This is a genomic window from Micromonospora sp. CA-269861 (assembly GCF_050948505.1).
In the GTDB taxonomy this organism is placed as follows: Bacteria; Actinomycetota; Actinomycetes; order Mycobacteriales; family Micromonosporaceae; genus Micromonospora.
In genome coordinates this window covers 3,313,539-3,329,939 of the sequence record NZ_CP192014.1, presented here as the reverse complement: position 1 = coordinate 3,329,939, position 16,401 = coordinate 3,313,539, and the positions used below count along the sequence as shown (strand labels likewise).

General features: G+C 71.9%; 16 protein-coding genes. 2 read left to right on the top strand and 14 right to left on the bottom strand.

The annotated features are described in order from the left end of the window. Positions 1 to 175: 175 nt before the first annotated feature. The 4 genes from ACQP0U_RS15420 to ACQP0U_RS15405 form a co-directional block, all read right to left on the bottom strand. The gene (locus ACQP0U_RS15420) at positions 176 to 742 is read right to left on the bottom strand and encodes a hypothetical protein (RefSeq protein ID WP_433320018.1); all 567 of its coding nucleotides are present in this window, start codon (positions 740 to 742) and stop codon (positions 176 to 178) included. 767 nt (positions 743 to 1,509) lie between these two features. Then, positions 1,510 to 2,142, bottom strand: coding sequence for a hypothetical protein (locus ACQP0U_RS15415; RefSeq protein WP_433320015.1), 633 nt, complete (start codon positions 2,140 to 2,142; stop codon positions 1,510 to 1,512). Positions 2,143 to 2,155: 13 nt separating this feature from the next. Further along, entirely contained in the window at positions 2,156 to 3,934 is a 1,779-nt protein-coding gene (locus ACQP0U_RS15410; protein ID WP_433320012.1) for a DUF4012 domain-containing protein, read from the bottom strand. A 102-nt stretch (positions 3,935 to 4,036) separates the two neighbouring features. After that, positions 4,037 to 5,284, bottom strand: a complete 1,248-nt coding sequence (locus ACQP0U_RS15405) for a glycosyltransferase family 4 protein (RefSeq protein WP_433320009.1) — start codon at positions 5,282 to 5,284, stop codon at positions 4,037 to 4,039. A gap of 168 nt (positions 5,285 to 5,452) precedes the next feature. Between ACQP0U_RS15405 and ACQP0U_RS15400 the strand changes: the two genes are divergently transcribed. Continuing rightward, positions 5,453 to 6,007 carry a low molecular weight phosphatase family protein gene (locus tag ACQP0U_RS15400; protein WP_433320007.1) on the top strand — a complete coding sequence of 185 codons (555 nt, stop codon included), beginning with the start codon at positions 5,453 to 5,455 and terminating at the stop codon, positions 6,005 to 6,007. Here ACQP0U_RS15400 and ACQP0U_RS15395 read toward each other — a convergent pair. Next, complete coding sequence (locus ACQP0U_RS15395; RefSeq protein ID WP_433320004.1) at positions 5,988 to 7,451, bottom strand: polysaccharide biosynthesis tyrosine autokinase; 1,464 nt, start codon at positions 7,449 to 7,451, stop codon at positions 5,988 to 5,990. The genes ACQP0U_RS15400 and ACQP0U_RS15395 overlap by 20 nt on opposite strands. A gap of 339 nt (positions 7,452 to 7,790) precedes the next feature. Between ACQP0U_RS15395 and nhaA the strand changes: the two genes are divergently transcribed. Continuing rightward, entirely contained in the window at positions 7,791 to 9,152 is a 1,362-nt protein-coding gene (gene nhaA / locus ACQP0U_RS15390; RefSeq protein ID WP_433320001.1) for a Na+/H+ antiporter NhaA, read from the top strand. Between the two features lie 21 nt (positions 9,153 to 9,173). On the opposite strand, the gene ACQP0U_RS15385 is transcribed toward nhaA, so the two are convergent. The 9 genes from ACQP0U_RS15385 to ACQP0U_RS15345 form a co-directional block, all read right to left on the bottom strand. Further along, positions 9,174 to 9,371, bottom strand: a complete 198-nt coding sequence (locus tag ACQP0U_RS15385; protein WP_433319998.1) for a hypothetical protein — start codon at positions 9,369 to 9,371, stop codon at positions 9,174 to 9,176. Between the two features lie 4 nt (positions 9,372 to 9,375). Further along, on the bottom strand, positions 9,376 to 9,699 hold the full coding sequence (locus ACQP0U_RS15380) for a hypothetical protein (protein ID WP_433319995.1): 324 nt from the start codon (positions 9,697 to 9,699) through the stop codon (positions 9,376 to 9,378). After that, entirely contained in the window at positions 9,696 to 10,058 is a 363-nt protein-coding gene (locus ACQP0U_RS15375; protein ID WP_433319992.1) for a DUF1622 domain-containing protein, read from the bottom strand. The genes ACQP0U_RS15380 and ACQP0U_RS15375 overlap by 4 nt, the downstream gene beginning before the upstream one ends. A gap of 39 nt (positions 10,059 to 10,097) precedes the next feature. After that, positions 10,098 to 10,685: a TMEM165/GDT1 family protein gene (locus ACQP0U_RS15370; RefSeq protein ID WP_433319989.1), complete on the bottom strand. Its 588-nt coding sequence runs from the start codon at positions 10,683 to 10,685 to the stop codon at positions 10,098 to 10,100. A gap of 217 nt (positions 10,686 to 10,902) precedes the next feature. Continuing rightward, the gene (gene egtD, locus ACQP0U_RS15365; protein WP_433319986.1) at positions 10,903 to 11,868 is read right to left on the bottom strand and encodes an L-histidine N(alpha)-methyltransferase; all 966 of its coding nucleotides are present in this window, start codon (positions 11,866 to 11,868) and stop codon (positions 10,903 to 10,905) included. A 20-nt stretch (positions 11,869 to 11,888) separates the two neighbouring features. Continuing rightward, complete coding sequence (gene egtC, locus ACQP0U_RS15360; RefSeq protein ID WP_433319983.1) at positions 11,889 to 12,665, bottom strand: ergothioneine biosynthesis protein EgtC; 777 nt, start codon at positions 12,663 to 12,665, stop codon at positions 11,889 to 11,891. A 43-nt stretch (positions 12,666 to 12,708) separates the two neighbouring features. Beyond that, positions 12,709 to 14,046 carry an ergothioneine biosynthesis protein EgtB gene (egtB, locus tag ACQP0U_RS15355; RefSeq protein WP_433320866.1) on the bottom strand — a complete coding sequence of 446 codons (1,338 nt, stop codon included), beginning with the start codon at positions 14,044 to 14,046 and terminating at the stop codon, positions 12,709 to 12,711. A 140-nt stretch (positions 14,047 to 14,186) separates the two neighbouring features. Next, the gene (gene egtA, locus ACQP0U_RS15350; RefSeq protein WP_433319980.1) at positions 14,187 to 15,422 is read right to left on the bottom strand and encodes an ergothioneine biosynthesis glutamate--cysteine ligase EgtA; all 1,236 of its coding nucleotides are present in this window, start codon (positions 15,420 to 15,422) and stop codon (positions 14,187 to 14,189) included. 158 nt (positions 15,423 to 15,580) lie between these two features. Then, positions 15,581 to 16,399 carry a hypothetical protein gene (locus tag ACQP0U_RS15345; protein WP_433319977.1) on the bottom strand — a complete coding sequence of 273 codons (819 nt, stop codon included), beginning with the start codon at positions 16,397 to 16,399 and terminating at the stop codon, positions 15,581 to 15,583. Positions 16,400 to 16,401: the final 2 nt, after the last annotated feature.

Genomic DNA, 16,401 nt, shown 5'->3' with positions numbered 1-16,401 from the left:
CAACCGCGGCCAGCGGACCGCACCGATGCGCTCGCCCGCACGGCACGTGAGACGCCGCTGGCCGGCACCCCGGGTTGCGGGTGCCGGCCAGCGGTCGGGTTATGCGGTGCTGCTGTGCTGTGCGGTGGTGCTGTCGTGCGGGTGGTGCGGTGCTGCGGTGGTGCGGATGTGTGGGTCAGCTGTTCCAGTGCTGGGCGACCAGGTCGGTGGCCTGCTGCTCCCACTGGGCGTAGGCGTCCGGGTACGCCGACACCTGCACCGTCTGCGCGGCGTCGGTCAGCGGCATGTCCTGCCAACCATCAACCTGCTTCAGGCCCTTCAAAAACGCGGTCGTCGAGTACTCAGGATCGGTGATCTGCTCCGGCGTACCCCAACCCGAGCTCGGGCGCTGCTGGAACAGGCCCAACGAGTCGTGATCGTTCATGTCGCCGAGGTGGCCCAGGTTCTCCAGCTTCGACTCCTGCAGGCTCGTCGCGATCGAGATCACCGCGGCGCGCTCGGGCAGGCCGGCCTTCTTCGTCGCGGCGATGATCGCCTTCACGTTGCCGGTCTGCTCGTCGTTCAGGTTGATGTGCGACTGGTCGCCCTGCGGCTTCGGGGCCGCCGACTGCACGGCCACCGCGACGGGCTTGGCGTCCACGGCCGGAGTGGCGGCGTGGGCGGCGATCGGGCCGGCGAAGACACCACCGGCGAACGCGAGACCAGCAACAGACAGCACGCTCTTACGCATGATCGTGTTCATGGGGGTAGCTCCTTCGGGGGTAGGACACCTCAACCGCCAAGGGGAAACGGCGGCAGGGTGTGAGCACCTCGTCCGGCGCTGCACAAACAAGGGGGAAAGTCTTCAAGGTCGGCGGCCTGCGAGCGGGGGCTCGTGGCGCCGGGTCCACGTGTAACGACCGGGGGGCCGGGGTCATTCCGGGGTGGCCCACCTGCCGGCACCCTCATCGAGGCGGTGACGGGCGGTCGTTCGTGGGGACTGCAACGACCCGTGGGCCTAAGTCATTCCGGGGAGGCCCACCGGGCACCCACATCGAGGCGGTGCCTGCGGTTGGTCGTGGGGACTGCAACGACCGGCCGGTGGCTAGCATTCCCACCTACGCGACCAGCCCCGAAGGACCAGGGCGGCGGTCGGTGGTGCTGCGATCGTCAGGGTATGTAACGACCCCGACCCGGCCATGATTCCGGCCCACGAATGCGCCCCGTCACCACCCACCAACACCCACAACCCGACAAACCACCCACCCCACACCAGGCCACGACACCCAATCGCCCCGCACCCCGGGTGATCCACTCGGGTTCACGGAAGTCGGGGCATCCCGGACACCCGGACACCCCGATGTCATGAAACCGAGTCGATCACGAGTCAGCGGACGGCATGAGGAGGTCACAAGACGGCACAACGCCCGTCGGAATGGCCCGGTGCTCCCTGCACAGGGCTGACGCCCGTCGGAGTGTTCCGACGGGCGCCAGCTTCAGTGCGATCCGGGCGTAGCCCGGTGGTGTGGATTAGTGCGCCGCACCACCGAAGCGCTGGCGGCGACGCCAGGCCAGGGTCAGCAGCAGCATGACCGCACCGGCGCCGACCAGGCCGCCGCCGAGCTTCATGGGCGTGCCGAGGCTGTCACCCGTGACGGGCAGCGGCTGCTTCTTGTGCAGCACGCGCAGCTCGGTGCTGGCGGTACGGCCGGACTCCCGGCCCGTGGCGGTGAAGGTCAGCAGACCTGTCACCGACGGCTTGTAGTTCTTGGTGAAACGGCCCTGGCCGTTGGTGTACGCCGTGAAGTGCAGGGGCGCGCTCGCCTGGTAGGCCACCGGAGCCATGGCCACGGTGCTGCCGTCGCTGCGGCGAGCCGGAGCAGCACCGCCGGCCGGAGCGGCGAGCGGAGTGACAGTCACGTTGATGTCGACGGTCTCGTTCGGGCCGAAGTTGGTACCGGTCAGCACGACCGTCTCGCCCAGGTAGATCGTCGGCCGGTTGACGGTCAGCGACGCGACCGTGCCCGGCGGGTACGGCGGCGGCTGCGGCGGGTCGGTGGTCGCGCTCGGCTGCGGCTGCGGTGCTGCCGCCCCCGCTGCCGTCGGCACGGCCACCACGGCCAGGCCGACCGTGAGCGCCATGATGATGCGGGATAGCCGCATGATTGGTTCCCTCCTACTGATCACAGCTTGGTGCGGAATGAACTTGGGTGGTCCAGGGGCTGGCGGTGGGGGTCAGCCACAGCTCGGCCTGCCCGACGCCGGTCTTGGCCGTCAGCACGGTGACTTCCAGCGCCCTCTCGGCGCCGGGGCCGACGTCGACGCTGGCCGTCGCCACCTGACGGCGGCGTTCGGTGCCGCTGCCGAGCGCCGTCTCGGCCCCGTCCAGCCGGGCCTCCAGCACCGCTCCACCAGCCGGGCTGAAGATCGACACCAATGTGCGGGCGGTGTACGGATCGCCGGCCATACCGAGGCCGAGCACGGATTCGCTAAGTCCGGACTTCGGCGCCGTTGAGCGCAGAGTCACCCGCAGCCGGAGCTCACGGCGGCCGTCCGGCCGGCATTCGCCGACCGTGAGGTTCGCCGTCGGCCGCAGGTAGTAGCCGAGCTTCGCGCCGCTGCCGTCGTTGAGGAACACGCCAACAGTCGGCACGGTGTCCTGTTCCGGAAGCGTCCCGGCCATCCGGCTCTCGCCGAATGTCCGCTGTTCCTCAGGTCGGGCACTCCAGAACAATATCCGGCGTTCCGTGATAGCACGGTCAAATGCGGACAACAACACCCGCGGGTTGACATTCTTCTTGAAGAAGGTGTCGAACACCGAGGCGGCCGACGCCGCGAAGAAGTCGTCCTGCTGTTTGAGGTCGAGACGCTGGTAGCTCTCATTGAGCAGGGTCTGCACGACCTTCTCGCTGGCGAGCGGGACCCCGCCGGGCACCAGCACCGGACCGGTCGCCTTGAGCAGGTAGGACAGCACCACCGGGTCGACGGCGAGTACGCCGTCGACGGTGGTGCCGGTCTTGCGCCGGAACATCTCGCGGTACAGCGTCGCGGCGGTCGGGAAGTGCGGCGACAGGTTGACGTCGGCGGGATAGATGCCGGGCAGGTCCGCCCAGAGGGCCCGGGTCTCGGCGGGCACCGTCAGCGCCGGGGTGAACCGGCCGAGCGAGGCACTGCTGCCCTGCTTGCCCATCTTCACCTTGCCGTTCTCCGCCTCGATCATCGCGTACGCGCCGAACATGCCGCCGGTGGCGCGCAGCTCGGCGAGGTTCTGCGAGACGAGCAGGTAGCGGCGTGGGCCGTTCGCGCCGAGCAGCGGCGGGAGCAGCCGGGCTCCCTGGTCGGCGGCCGCGGTGAGGCTGGCCAGCCGGTCGATCTCGTCGCGCAGGTCGCGCAGCGCCTGTCGGATCTGGCTGACCAGACTGTCGGCGGGCACCGCCGCCAGGTTCTGGCGCGTACGTTGCACCGACTCGTGCACCCCGGTGAGCTGCGTGGAGACGGAGGCGAGTCGGGTGAGGTCCACCCGGCCGCCGGCCGGCACCAGGCTGGTCAGATCCGTCCGGAGCAGGGTCGGGAACGCGTGCCGGGCCAGTTCGTCGATGGCGACGGCGATCTGCGCGACGGCGTCGAGGTCGTCGCCGGCGATCGGCGTCCGTCGTCCGAGCTGCCAACTCGGGTCGGCCGTTGCCGCGCGGGCTGAGCCGGCCTGCTCCTGGAGGGCGGCGAGCGTCCGCAGGGCACGGTCGGTGTCCCCACCGACGATCTGGGCGCTCAGCTCTCGGGCCAGGCCGGCGGCGTTGAGCAGGTGAGTGCGCGCCTGCCAGCCGCGGAAGCCGATCCACCCCCCGGTCGCCAGCAACAGCGAGCCGACCACCAGGGCGCCAAGGAGGGCCCGTCGCAGTCGGGCACGCCGACGACGCCGGGACCGGCTCCGTCGCCGGATCGGTCGTTCGCTCACCGTCACACCACACTCCCGTTCGCAGAACCGGACAGAAGGTCGGTTCCCTGACGTTCTAGCACGCCTCAGGGAACTTCGTACCGTTATTGCGTTTGCCGTCCTTTAAGCGAGTTTCCTTCGTGGTTCCGTGGTGGGCTGCGCGACTCGTCCGGCCGCCTCGTGCAGCAACCGTTCGATCTGGTCCACGCCGGCGGGCAGCGACATCTCCCGCAGGTACACGGCCCGCCCCCGGCGACCCATCTCGGTGCGAGTCGGCGGCGGAATGGTGGCGGCCAACCAGAACCGGTCGGCCAGCGCCGCCCAGTCCTCCGGCGGGCAGGACAGCCCGGCGCGAGCCCGTTCGACCAGCTCGGCCGTGTCCCCGCCGGCCGACGCGATCACCGGCGCGGCACAGGAGAGCGCGGCCTGAAGCTTGGCGGGCACCGTGCCGCGCAGCTCCGGAAGGTCGCGCGACATGACCAACTGGTAGTCGGCGGCGGCGTACAGCTCGGGCATGTCGATCGGCGAGCGCCGCTCCAGGAAGCGGACGTTGTCCGCGCCCAGCTCGGCGGCGAGCCCCCGCACCCGCCGCTCCGCCGCTCCCGAACCGACCAGGACCAGGTCCATCGTCCGGTCCAGCGCCGCGGCCGCCCGGACCGCGGTTTCCAACCCCTGCCGCGCCCCGATGGTCCCGGCGTGCATCACCACGCACCGACCGTCTCGACGGACCAGCTGGCGGGCAGCCGCGCCGGGCGTCGCCGGGTGGAAGATCCGCTCGTCGGTCCAGTTCAGCACCAGCCGGACCCGGGCCGGGTCGGCGCCGGCGGCGACCACCAGGTCCCGCATCGACGGCGCGGCGACCGCGATTCGCGCCGCGGTCCGGTAGAGCCGCGTCATCGTGCTGCCCATTCGCGCCGCCCAGCGCCCCTCGCCGCCCTCGTCCGCGCCGTCGCGGGCCCAGACGTCCTGCACGTGCAGCACCGCCGGCACCCGCCCGAGCAACCGGAGCACCCCGGCGGCGGCGAACGTCGTCGCGGGCAGTTGGAAGACGTAGAGCGCGTCCACGCCGCCGAGGAACCGGCGTGCGACAAGCCCCGCGCTGCCGGCGAAGGAGAGGTAGCTGGCCATCCGACCGCCGATGGACGCGGCGCCCCCGGGGTACCGGGGCACCCGTCGGACGCTCAGCCGTTGACTGTGCGTCTCGTGGTGCCACCGCTGTCGCCAGCCGGGGTAGACGTGCCCGCCGGGATAGTCCGGAAAGCCGGTGAGGACCCGTACTTCGTGCCCACGCGCGGCCAGCTCCTCGGCGAGGCTCCCGGGGATGAAGGCCGGCTCGGGCGGAAAGTGGTACGACAGGATGCCGATCTTCACCGGTACTCCCCCGTCCCGCAGGGATCGCCGGTGGCCGGCGCGGCACCACGACCGGCGCGCGTCCGGCGCGCGTACGATGCCGACAACCCCTCCCCGCGCGTCCACCGGCGTCGACGCACCGCCCCCGCGGTGCGGGCGTCCGTGTCCGTACCGATGAGAGGGGCACCGATGGCTGATCGCGTGTTGTTCGTCTGCCACGCCAACCTGTGCCGGTCGCCGATGGCCGAGTACCTGGCCCGCCGGATGCTGGCCGACCAACCCGTCGAGGTGGCCAGCGCCGGCACCGACGCGATCGACGGGCTGACCATGCACCCGTACGCCATGGAGGTCGCGACCGAGAGCGGCGCGGACCCGGCGGATTTCCGGACCCGGGGGCTGCGCCCCGAGTACCTGGTCGACGCGACGCTCGTGCTGACCGCGACCCGACGCCAACGCTCGGTCTGCACGGCGTTGGCGCCGGGGGCGCTGCACCGGACGTTCACGCTGCGCCAGTTCGGCCGGCTGGCCGCGGCGGCCGAGCCGCCCGCCGACTCGACCGACGACCCGCTACGGGCGGCGATCGCCGCCGCCGCCCAGGCCCGGGGACGGCTGCAACCCGCCGCCCCGGACGAGGACGACCTTCGGGACCCGATCGGCGGCACCGCAGCCGACTTCCGACGCTGCGCCGAGGAGATCGAACGGTCGCTGCGACCCCTCGCCGCGCTCATCGGGGCAGCCGGGTGAGTTCCTGGGTGTGGTCGGGGACGCCGTTGACCCCGTCGGCGGTCGCGCTGTGCCGGCCGGACGCGGCCCGGTCGGCCGGCACCGATGCCCCGGCCGTCGAGGCGACCACCCGGTAGGCCTCGTACTGGTACGCCTCGGCCTTGGCCACCTTCGCCATGTTCAGCACACAGCCGAGCAGCCGGACCGAGACCGAGTGCAGTGACCGGGCCGCCGCGGCGACCTGGGTCCGCGAGGTACGGCCCTGCTGGGTCACCAGCAGCGCGCCGTCGGCCTGTACGGCCACCACCACGCCGTCGGTCACCGCGAGCAGCGGCGCGGTGTCGATGATCACGATGTCCGCCGACTCACGAAGCGCCAGCAGCAGGTCCGACATGGCCTTGGAGCCGAGCAGCTCGCTCGGGTTCGGCGGGGCGGACCCGCTGGGCAGCACCAGCAGCGACTTGTCTCCCCAGCGCTGAACGACGTCTCCCACCTTCACGTCGCCGACGAGCACGTCGGTGAGGCCGACGCCGGCGTCCAGGCCCAGGTAGTCGTCCACCTTCGGGCGGCGCAGATCGGCGTCGACAAGCAGCACCCGCCAGCCCGCCTCGGCCAACGCGATGGCCAGGTTGCAGGAGAGCGTGGTCTTCCCCTCGCCCTGCAGTGCGCTGGTCACCGCGATGACCCGGGCCGGCTCGTGGACGTCCACGAAGCGCAGGTTGGTCCGCAGCTTGCGGACCGCCTCGGCGCGCGCCGAGGTCGCGGCGTCGCCCACGATCAGCGGCGCGCTGCGGGCGTTGGCCTCGAACGGGATCTCACCGAGCAGTGGGCTGCCGGTGGCGCGTTGCAGGCCGGCGGCGTCGCGCAGTCGGACGTCGGCGACGCCCCGCAGGATCGCCAGACCGATGCCGAGGATGAGGCCGACCAGGCCGCCGAGGGTGAGGTTGCGGACCGGCTGCGGCGAGACGGGGTTGGCGCTGACCCGCGGACCACTGACCATCTCAATCTTGATGGGCGTCTTGCCCTCCGGCGTCGTCTCGACCTTCTCGACGAGTTCGACGAACTTCTTGGCGAGGGTTTCCGTCACCCGCAACGCGCGGGTCTGGTCGGTGTCGGTGACCGTCGCCCGCAGCAGGACGGTGCCGGTCTCGGTGGAAGTGCTCACCCGGCGCTGCACCTCGTCGGCGGTGAGGCCAACCGGAGTCTCGGCCACCACGCTCTGCGCCAGCCGGTCGCTGCTGAGCAGGTCGGCGTACGACTTGACGCGCTGCTGGAGGAAGAGCCCGCCCTGGTAGGCGTCGGTCACACCGGTACTGGGGGTGGTGACGAAGAAGGTCACCGAGGCGACGTACCGAGGTTGGGCCCGTACGGTCAGAAACGCCGAGACGCCGAGAGCCACCATGACCGTGACCAGCGCGACCCACCAGTGCCGACGCACGTGGCGCAATTGGCGGAGCAGGTCCATCAGGAGCGCCCCCGTGCCGGTCCGGTTACGGCAAAGAACTTCACGAAAACCCCCAAGGTCGTCTCTAAACTCGTGAAACCATTAAAGCGGTTCATACGGCTTATGTCCGGAGTTACCTATTTTCCGGTCGCGAAATGTGCGCCCGCATGACCAACCCGACAAACGGCCATTCGGCTGCGGCGACAACGGGGAAAAAAGTCGAAGGCCGGTCGGATGGCGTCCGATCGGCCCAGCGATCGCCGCCGACCACGCCGCCGGATAGGGTCGACAGCGGTGTGCCGGGAAGTCTGGTCGGCGAGTGGATTCCTGCCGTCCCGACTCCCGTAGGTGAGCCCGAACATGACCTCCCGCACCCCACCCTCGGGGCCGCGTCCGGCGAAGATCCGGCTGTTCTCCCGATCCTCCTGGCCGGAGGCCCGGCACCTGACCGACGTGCTGCGTACCGAGACCGTCGGTGGCGCGCTGCTGCTGTCGGGTGCCGTGATCGCCCTGATCTGGGCCAACTCCCCGTGGTCCGAGTCGTACACCCGGCTCGGCGACGTCGTGCCCTGGCCCGGCGGCGCGCCCTGGCACCTCGACCTGACCGTTGCCGCCTGGGCGGCGGACGGCCTGCTGGCCATCTTCTTCTTCGTGGTGGGCCTGGAACTCAAACGGGAGTTCGTCGCCGGTGACCTCCGCGACCCGCGCCGAGCCGCGCTGCCGGTGGCGGCCGCACTCGGCGGGATGCTCCTGCCGGCGCTGATCTACGTGGCGGTGGTCGCGAGCGCGGGCGGGCAGGGCCTGCGCGGTTGGGCCATTCCGACCGCCACCGACATCGCTTTCGCGCTCGCCGTGCTCGCGGTGATCAGCTCACATCTGCCCCAGGGCCTACGCGCATTCCTGCTCACCCTCGCGGTGGTCGACGACCTGTTCGCGATCACCATCATCGCGATCTTCTACACCGCCGACTTCCATCCCGTTCCGCTGCTCGCCGCGCTGGTGCCGATCGGACTCTTCGCGGTGCTGGTGCAGCGGGGGCGTACCTGGTGGTGGGCGCTGATCCCGCTCGCGGTCGCCGCCTGGACACTGATGCACGCCTCGGGCGTGCACGCCACGGTGGCAGGCGTCCTGCTCGGCTTCACGGTCCCGGTGCTCGCCCGCCGATCGGCGCGCGGCGGTCAGCCGGCCACCGGTGACGCGGGGGCGGGCGAGGGTGGGCTCGCCGCGCGACTGGAGCACCGCTGGCGGCCGGTGTCGGCCGGCTTCGCGGTGCCGGTCTTCGCCCTGTTCGCCGCCGGGGTCACCCTGCGCGGCACCGACCTGGGCGCCCTGCTGACCGACCCGATAGTCATCGCCATCGTCGCCGGACTGGTGCTCGGCAAGAGCATCGGCATCTTCGGCTCGACGTACCTGCTGGCCCGGTTCACCCGCGCCGAACTTGACGAGGACATCACCTGGACCGACCTGCTCGGAATCGCACTGCTGGCCGGCGTCGGGTTCACCGTCTCGCTGCTCGTCGGCGACCTCGCCTTCGGGGCGGGCAGCACGGCCGACGACCGGGTCAAGGCGGCCGTGCTGCTCGGCTCAGTGATCTCCGCCGGGCTGGCCGCCACGGTGCTCACCCGCCGCAACGCGGCCTACCGGACGGTGGCCGAGCGGGAGCAGCTGGACGCCGACGGGGACGGCGTACCCGATGTCTACCAGCACCCCGACGCCCGCTGAACACGCTGGCGCGGCCTCGGGTCAGTGGCGACGGTCGGCGGGCGGCAGGTCCTCGGTCTCCTCGACCAACGCCTCGGCCGTCGGCCCGGTGAGGTCGTCGCCCGGCACCGCCACCGCCTCGACGCGATCCTGCTCGTCGGGCTTACCGCCGGGCGGCGGCTCCGGAGCGGTGGCAGCGCCGGAGTAGCCGTACTCGTTCGGTTCGTCGTGCCGGCCCATGTGGTCATCCTCCCGCTTTTCCCGTTTCACCTGTTGAGGCCAACGGTAGGTGGTGATCGTCGTCGGCGCAGGGCGCCGGGGATTGTCGGCCGGACCATGGCGGTGGCCTGCTCAGCGTCGCCCCGAGCAGCTGACGCAGGGCGATGATCGCGACCGCGCCGGCCAGGCCGTTCCACCCCGGCTCGCCGGCGAGCCGGAGCAGGCCGGCCGCGGTGAGCAGGTCCAGCAGTACCCGGACGCCACTTCGCAGCGCCCCGGTGCTGAACGTGGTGACCACCCCGGCGACCAGCGCCAGGGCCGTGACCACCGTGACCAGGGTGCCCGTCACTGTCGACGCTCCCCCTCGGCCACCTGACGCTGCTCCTGACGGATCTCGCGGCCCAGGAAGTAGTTCAACGCCGTTCGGATCGTCGCGATGGCCGCCAGTTGGCCGATCTGCGTGAACGACGGAGACACCGCCGTACGCAGCACGTCGGCCGCCAACTGGAACTCCAGGCCGAGGGTCAGGAAGCGACCCAGCGACAGCCGGATCGAAGTAAAGCGGGCGGCGCTGCGGTGTCGCAGCCCCTCGACCACGAACCGCACCGCCGCCCACACCGCGCCAACGAAGATCACCAGCGCGCCGGCCACCTCCACCACGGCAACCAGCACCTGGTCGCCCTGGCGCAACAACTCGGCCGGCTCCACCCCGGGCCGTTACCCGCCCACGAGGCGGCTAGTCGGCGCTCAGGTCAGCTCGTCCACCGCCTCCAGGATCAACCAGAGTCCGGAGATGGCGAAGAGGATCGCGGCGCCGTACTTGATGGTCTTCTCCGGCAACCGCCGACCGAGCATCCGGCCGACCAGGATGGCCAGCGCGTCCGCGGCCACCATGCCGATGGTGGAGCCGAGCCAGGTGCCGAACCAGCCGTACTTGGTGGCGAGCGTGATCGTGGCGAGCATCGTCTTGTCGCCCAACTCGGCGAGGAAGAACGCCACCGACACCGCCACCAGCGCGGTCTTGTTGGTCTTCTCCGCCTTACGCTTCTCCTCCTCGGTGAGCTTGTCCCCCCGCAGCGTCCACGCACCGAACCCGAGGAACGCCACGCCGGCCACCAGGGAGATCCACTCGGTCGGTAGCACCGCCCCGAGACCCGCGCCGATGGCGACCGACGCCAGGTGCACCACCGCGGTGGCGACCGTGATGCCGATCAGCACCGGAATCGGTTTGAACCGCGTGGCGAAGGTCAGCGCCATCAACTGGGACTTGTCCCCCAGCTCGGCGACGAAGATGACGCCGAAGCTGACGACCAGCGCGGCGAAAAATCCCTCCATGACGTCCTTCCCGTTCACGCCGGGAGGAGGTACAGGGGCGCCCTCGACCCGGCTGCAACAGCCTGAGTCGAAGGTCTCGCCCGCCCCGAGAGAACCGGGGCCGCGTGGCCGGATGCGGAACGCACCAGTATGTCGACCACGACATTGGGGGCTACTCCCCTTCGCGTGATCAGCCTATCGGATCACCGCCGGACCCGGTCCAGTCGGGTGAACAGCCTCACCGCGCCCGCGCCAACGTGACACCGAAGAGCGCGTCCGGGTCGGTCCAGAACTCCGCCGTGGCGAAGCCGGCCGTGGCCAGCTCCGCGGCGATCCCCTCCGGGTGGAACTTCGCCGAGACCTCGGTACGCAGCTCCTCCCCCGCCGCGAAACCGACTGTCAGCCCCAGCACCCGCACGCTCATCGGGCGGGTCGCCCGCAACCGCATCTCGATCCACTCGTGGTCGGGATCCCAGACGGCGACGTGCGCGAACGCGGCCGGGTCGAAGTCGGCGCCCAACTCGCGATTGATCACGTGCAGCACGTTGCGGTTGAACTCGGCGGTGACCCCGGCGGCGTCGTCGTACGCGGGCACGATCACCGACGGGTCCTTCACCAGGTCCGTGCCGAGCAACAGCCAGTCACCGACCTCGAGCGCGGCTCGCATCGCCGTGAGGAACTCGGCCCGCTCGGCGGGCAACAGGTTCCCGATGGTCCCACCGAGGAACACCACCAACCGCCGGCCGCCGGTGGGCAACCGGTCCAGTTGGCGAGTGAAGTCCCCCACGATGCCCCGGACCCGCAGCCTCGGATAGTCGGCGGCGATCTGGGCGGTGGACCCCCGCAGCGCGCTGACCGACACGTCGAGAGGGACGAACGTGCCCAACCCACCCCGGCGGGTGAAGGCGTCCAGCAGCAGCCGGGTCTTCTCCGACGAGCCGGAGCCCAACTCGATGAGCGTCTTGGCCCCGGTCAGCGCCGCGATGTCCGCAGCGCGCGCCGCCAGCACGGCCCGCTCGGCCCGGGTCGGGTAGTACTCGGGCAGCCGGGTGATCTCCTCGAACAACTCGCTGCCCCGGGCGTCGTAGAACCACTTCGGCGGCAGCCACTTCTGCCCGGCACTCAGCCCGGCCCGGACGTCGTCGCGCAGGCCGCGCTCCAGGTCACCCTCTTCGAGGTAGATCTCCAGGGGTTCCGCGGTCATCGGTTCGCTCCTCTGTTCGATCAACCGTTGCGTGCCGGCCCGGCGTGGCGCACCGGGGTCGGCAGTGGACGTATCCGCACCTCGCCCGCGGTGGCGACGACGAGGTGCCCCTCCGGCACCGACCGCCACCCGGGATCGTCGTCGTGGGGCTCGGAGGCGAGCAGCACCGATCCCGGCGCCTCGCGGACCGACAACGCGTGACCCGCCACGCTGGCCACCACCCGATGCCCGTCGGTGAGCAGCAGGTTGAGCCGCGAGCCGGGTGCGGCGGCGGCGACATCGGTCACCGTCCGCCCGACCGCCTCGGCCGGGTCGGCACCGGCGCGCAACCGATGCCGCACCAGCGCCCAGAGCAGCGCCGAGTCGGTGGCGGCGTCCAGGGTGAGCAGGTCCCGTACCGGCAGCTCGGCGGCGAGCGGCACCACGGCGTCCGGCCAGCCGCGGACCACACCGTTGTGGCTGAACAGCCACCGCCCCTCGGCGAAGGGCGCCGCCGCGCCGTCGAGCACCGCCATCCCCACCGTGGCCGAGCGGACCGCCGCCAGCACCGCCGCGCTGCGGGTCACCGCGGCGAGCTGGGCGATGGTGGGGTCGCTCCAGATCGGCTGCGCCCGCCGGTACCGCACCGGCTCACCATCGCCCGGGTACCAGCCGACACCGAACCCGTCGGCGTTGATCGTGCCGCCACCGCGCATGTCGCGCGGCGCCCAGGACTGCCGCACCAACGAGTGCGCGGGGTCGAACAACAACTCGGCGAGCGTGACCGGCGGCCCCAGGTAGGCCAGGTGGCGACACATCAGCGCCCCCGGCCCGCCGCCGGGCCGCCGGTCGCACGGCGACTCACCGGTACGACTCGTCCGGTCGCACGTCCCGGGCACAGCGGAAACCGCTGAAGATCTGCCGGCGGATCGGATAGTCCCAGTTACGGAAGGTGCCCCGACAGGCAGAGCGGTCGGTGCCGAAGGAGCCACCACGCAGCACCCGGTAGTCGCCGCCGAAGAAGACCTCCGAGTATTCGCGATAGGGGAACGCGGCGAACCCCGGATGGCCGTCGAACGCGGTCGAGGTCCACTCCCAGACGTCGCCGACGAGCTGGTGCACACCCAACGGCGAAGCGCCGGCCGGGTACGCGCCCACCGGCGCCGGCCGCAGATGGCGCTGGTCGAGGTTGGCGTGCGCCTCGGTCGGGTCGTCGTCGCCCCACGGGTAACGGCGTGACCGCCCGGTCGTCGGATCCCAGCGGGCCGCCTTCTCCCACTCCGCCTCGGTCGGCAGCCGCTTGCCGGCCCACGCCGCGTACGCCTGCGCCTCGTACCAGCACACATGCACCACCGGCTCGTCGGCGCGGACCCGCGCCCACTGACCGAAACGCCGATACGACCAGTCGTCGCCGTCGGAACGCCAGTGCATCGGCGCGCTGAGCTGCTCCCGAACCCGGTGCTCCCAGCCGGCCGGGCTCCACCAGCGCTGCTCGGTGTAGCCGCCGTCGGCGATGAAGGCCGCGTACTGGCCGTTGGTCACCGGTGCGGCGTCGATGACGTACGCCGGGAGGTCGACCCGGTGCGCCGGACGTTCGTTGTCCAACGCCCACGGATCGGTGTCGGTGCCCATGGTGAACTCACCAGCCGGCACCAGCACCTCCGCGCCGACCCGGACCGACGGCTCGGGCGGTGCCGGGGCGTGCAGCACCGCCGGCCCCGAGCGCAGCTGGTGGGTGGCGAGCATGGTCTCGTCGTGCTGCTGCTCGTGCTGCACGATCATGCCGAAGGCGAACCCGTCGGCGACCAACGGCCGCTCGGTGAACGCCACCGCGTCGAGCAGATCGTGGACCTTGTCCCGAACGGTGGCCAGGTAGGCCCGCGCCTCCGCGGGCGGCAACAGGGGCAGCGCGGGCCGGTCCCGGCGCGGCTGCTTGAACGCGTCGTACAACTCGTCGATGTCACACCGGACCGGCTCCCGGCCCCCGACGTCCCGGACCAACCAGAGCTCCTCCTGATTGCCCACATGGGCAAGGTCCCAGACCAGCGGCGACATCAACGGTGAGTGCTGGCGCGTCAGGTCGGCGTCATCGACCACCTCGGTCAACAACGCGGTACGGGCCCGGGCCCGCGCCAACTCCACAGCGATCCGATCGCGCAACTGCTCCCCGCCCTCCGTTCGCGACTGCGAGGCTCGCAAACCCGGCTCACTCCTCGCGCTCACCGAACCACCCTCCGTTCGCGACTGCGAGGCTCGCAAACCCGGCTCACTCCTCGCGCTCACCGAACCACCCTCCGTTCGCGACTGCGAGGCTCGCAAACCCGGCTCACTCCTCGCGCTCACCGGTCTCCCCTCTCTGCGGCGGCCAACCGCCGACGTACGCCTCGCTGGATCTCGTCGTGGGTGCTGGCGGGCAGCTCCAGTCGCGGTAGGGCGGTCAGGGCCAGGTCGAGCAGGGCCGCCGCCGCGGCGGCCAGCGCAGGGTCGGCCAGGCCGCGCCGGGCGGCGACCGACCAGCGGTGCGCCACCGGCGTGGCGATGGTGTACGCCTCGCGCACGGTGCCCGGGTCGCCGAACAGGGCTGTCAGCACCGCCAGCGGCAGCCGCCAGTCCCGATCGGGTTGGGCGTCCAGGTAGCGCAGCTCCAGGTAGCCGCGCGGTCGTACCGGCGGAAAGAGCGTGCTGATGTGGTAGTCGAGGTCATCGGTGGTGGGCGGTTGTGGCAGCGCGCCGTCGAGCCAGTCGGCGAACGTCACGCCGGGCGGCGCCGCCCAGTCGGCGTCGTGCCGGCGCAGACAGAGCAGCGGCGCGGCGAGCACGTAGTTGATCCAGGCGTCGGTGGGATCGTCGTCGGCGCGGGTAGCCGACCAGACCGGACGGGTCCGGGTCGGGTCGATGGCCAGCCAGGCGGCCATCCGGGCGGAGGCCCAACCGGTGCGCCGCCCGGCGTGTCGAGCGGCGGAGGCGAACGCGGCAAGCAGTGGAGGCCCGACCGCGTGGGCAGCGGCCCAGCGGTCAGCGACCTGGTCCGGTTCGCCGGCGTCGAGGCAGATCTGCAGGCCGGCGGTGCTGTACATCATCGTGCGGCCGGCCGGGCCACGACGGTCGAAGGCACCGCGCATCGCGCGGTAGCGGGGGGTTTCCACCACCGGGCGGGGCCGTCGGTGGGGATCGATGCCGCTGCGGCCGAGGACCAGCCCGGCGGCGGCCAGCAGGTCGGTGACCTGGGCGATGTCGGCCTCGGTGGCGTTGATCAACGCGGCGACCGAGGGGCGGGGCGGGGTGGAGATCTCCAACTGGCCACCCGGCTCCAGGGTGACCGTGCCGCCGTGTCGCAGCGGCTCGGCCGGGCTGGTGGCATCCAGCGTGGCGGGGCTGTGCCGCCCCAGCGCCGCTCGCAGCCGCGTCGCGTCGACGGGTCGGGCGGGATCGGCGGCGTCGTGCACGGTCCATTCCAGTTCGACGCCGGTGTGGGTGGGTGGGCCGGTCTTGAAGCAGATCCGGGCCAGGTGTCGGACTGCGGCTGCGGACTCGCGCAGAATGGCGCTGCGGTCCAGATCGGGTGTCGTCACCAAGGGTCGGGCCCCCTTCTCCGTGCGCCGGGTCCGGCACACTGTGCCACCGTAAACCCACCCACCGACACCGTCGCGGGGCGAGCACGGCACCACCAACTTCTGTCTAACAGACGAATTTCCGATCCAGGGCGGAACCAAACCGCTCCAGTCGCCGACGTTCAGCCGTCGGCGGGGTGACCCGGTCGCGGCGGCGACGGCCTGCCCTTCGCCGATGGGGACGGCCTGCCCCTCGCCGACTCGGACGGCGTGACCTTCGCCGACTCGGACGGCTTCGTCTCGGGCACCAGCCGCTGGCAGTACGCCTCGACCTGGGCGGGGCCGCCGGCGGCGGTCACCAGCCGCTGGAAGGCCGGGGTGCGCAGCGCCTTCTCCCGCTGCTCGGGCTTCTTGGCCTGCCACGCGCGGCACAGGCCGTGCACCTGACCAGCGGGTGCGGGAGTGGCCGGCGGGGTGGCGGTGACAGGCGACGGCGCGCCGGGCGACAGGGTGCCGGGGGCCACCGACCGAGCGGACTCGTGCGACCGGGGTGCGCCCGGGTGGGGCGAGGGTGACGTGGGCGACGGCGCCGGTGCGACCGGGTCCGGAGCTCGGTCCCGGGTGACCGCGGCGAAGGCGGCCCCCGCGGTGGCGGTGGCTGCCACCGCGCCGATCCAGGCCACCGCGCCGGTGGTCAACCGGCGACGGCGTGGCCGCTGCGGCACGGCCGGCGCCGGGTCGGCCCGGGCGGCCCGGAACGCGGCCAGTGCGGCCTCCTCGCCGGCCAACTCGCCCGCGCGGACGGGGCCGGCCGCCGCGGCGAGCAACGCGGCCACCGGCTCGGCCGGGGACAGGTTCGGGGCGCTCGGGTGCACCTGAGGTGAAGTCGCGTCCGTGGGCGGGGCGGCAGGGTCCTGATCCAGCGTGGTGTCCAACCGGGCGGAGGCCGAGTCGAGCAGCCGCTCGGTGTCGGCGCGCTCGGCCCGCCGGAACGGGTTCATCG